The organism is Nonomuraea sp. NPDC049695 (assembly GCF_040674955.1).
In the GTDB taxonomy this organism is placed as follows: Bacteria; Actinomycetota; Actinomycetes; order Streptosporangiales; family Streptosporangiaceae; genus Nonomuraea; species Nonomuraea helvata.
Genome location: NZ_JBFANV010000224.1, coordinates 1 through 1,698, shown reverse-complemented (window position 1 = coordinate 1,698; position 1,698 = coordinate 1). Strand labels below are relative to the sequence as shown.

The window sequence follows — 1,698 nt, the reverse complement described above, 5'->3', positions numbered from 1 at the left end:
TAGGAGTGTCCTGAAGATCTTGGTGGGTGGGTCAACATGAGCTGACTCACCCTCTTGTTATGGAGTGGTAGTGGCGAGGGCCCAGGTGTTGTTGATGTGGGTGAGTCCTAGGTTGATGAGGCGGCGCAGGTTGAGAGCGGCGGCGCGGTGGTGGAGCCAGCGGTCGTTGGCGTGGGTGCCGCGGTAGGGCAGGCGGCGGTTGCCGCGGGCGACCAGCCAGGCCACGGCGCGTTCGACCATGGGCCGCCAGCGCCGGTAGTCGTCTTGCCAGGCGGGGTCGGTGGCGGCCTGGTGGCGGGCGGCGGCCTGCAGGTCGTGGTGGGGGCGGATGGTCAGGATGCGGCCGGTTTTGGCGGTGGTGCAGCGATCATGCAGCGGGCAGGCGGCGCACAGACCGGTGAAGGTGGCGCGGCGCTGCTGGTAGCGGCCTGCCGGGGCGGCGAGCGGGACGGTGTGTCCGGCGGGGCAGGTGACCGTGCCGGCGGCGGTGTCGATGGCGAAGTCGTCCAGGGTGAACCCGCCGGGGACGGCGGGCTTGAGCGCGGGCGGTTTGATCAGCAGAGCGTGCCCGGCGGCTGTCAGGGCGGCGCGCAGGTCGGCGGCGGCGTAGGCGGCATCGGCCAGGATGTGCAGGGGTCCGCTTTCGGCGGCGAGCAGGTCGGGGGCGACGGTGGCTTCGTGGTGCTCGGCTCCGGCGCCGGGGCGCAGCGCGACCGCGGTGAACAGGCCGGTCTCCGGTTCGACGGCCAGGTGCGCCTTGTAGCCGTCGTCACGCTGCTGCGCGCTTTTGTGGATGTGGCGGGCCTCGGGGTCGACGGTGGAGATGATGCGGTCCGGTGAGGTGCGGCGGGCGATCCGCCACCGGCCGTCGGTGCCGTCAGAGTCGCCGGCAGGTTCGACGTCTTGACCGGCGATCAGCGCCAGCAGGCCGACCGCCCCTGCGGCTGCCTCGTCCAGGTCCCGGCCGGCCAGCTGGTCCAGCAGGGCGAGCGCGTCGGTGACCAGGCCGCTGACCAGAGCCGTCTTGGCCTCCTCATCGTCCCAGGCAATTCTCGGTTTGCCCGCATCGGCGTAGTCGTGGGCGTGGCAGTGCTGCGCGACGAGCGCGGCGGCTCCGGGCACCTGGCGGGCCACCCGACGGATCGCGGCGATGAGCTGGGTGATGGTGTCCTGGGTGGCGACCGCGTCGAGGAGCACAGTCGAGTCCAGCGCCCGCCGCATCCGGCCGGCCAGCACGCCGGTCTGCTCCACTACCGCCCGGACGATCTCGAAGATCCGGTCCGGGTCTGCGGAGCGGGCCAGGCGGCGCCGGAAATAGGTCAGCAGCGACGGGTCGAACCCCTGGTCATATAAGCCCAGCCCGCAGGCGGCCTTCCAGCGCAGATCGAACCGCAGCGCGGCAACCGCTTCCTCGTCCGACAGCCCATGTAAGGCTTGCAGGACCACCACCGTGGCCAGCAGGTCCGGTGGCACCGACGGGCGCCCGTTGACCGCCGCGTACATGTCCGCGAACGCCTCCGGCGGGAACAACAACCGCCGCTGTTCGGCCAGGAACGCGAACACGCTCCCGGCCGGGATCAACTCCCGGCACACGACCCACACTTCAGGCCCGGCTGGAACCCTCCAACGGCCCATCATGACCCGAGTCTGAGTCCCCAAACGCCGCCTGGGAAGACCACCAAGATCTTCAGGAGACTC

At 71.0% G+C, this 1,698-nt stretch carries 1 protein-coding gene; it reads right to left on the bottom strand.

What is annotated here, in order from left to right; all coding sequences use genetic code 11:
• Positions 1-57: 57 nt before the first annotated feature.
• A complete protein-coding gene (locus AB0J64_RS57195; RefSeq protein ID WP_364047226.1) occupies positions 58-1,593 on the bottom strand; it encodes an IS1182 family transposase in 1,536 nt (511 codons plus the stop codon).
• Positions 1,594-1,698 lie beyond the last annotated feature (105 nt).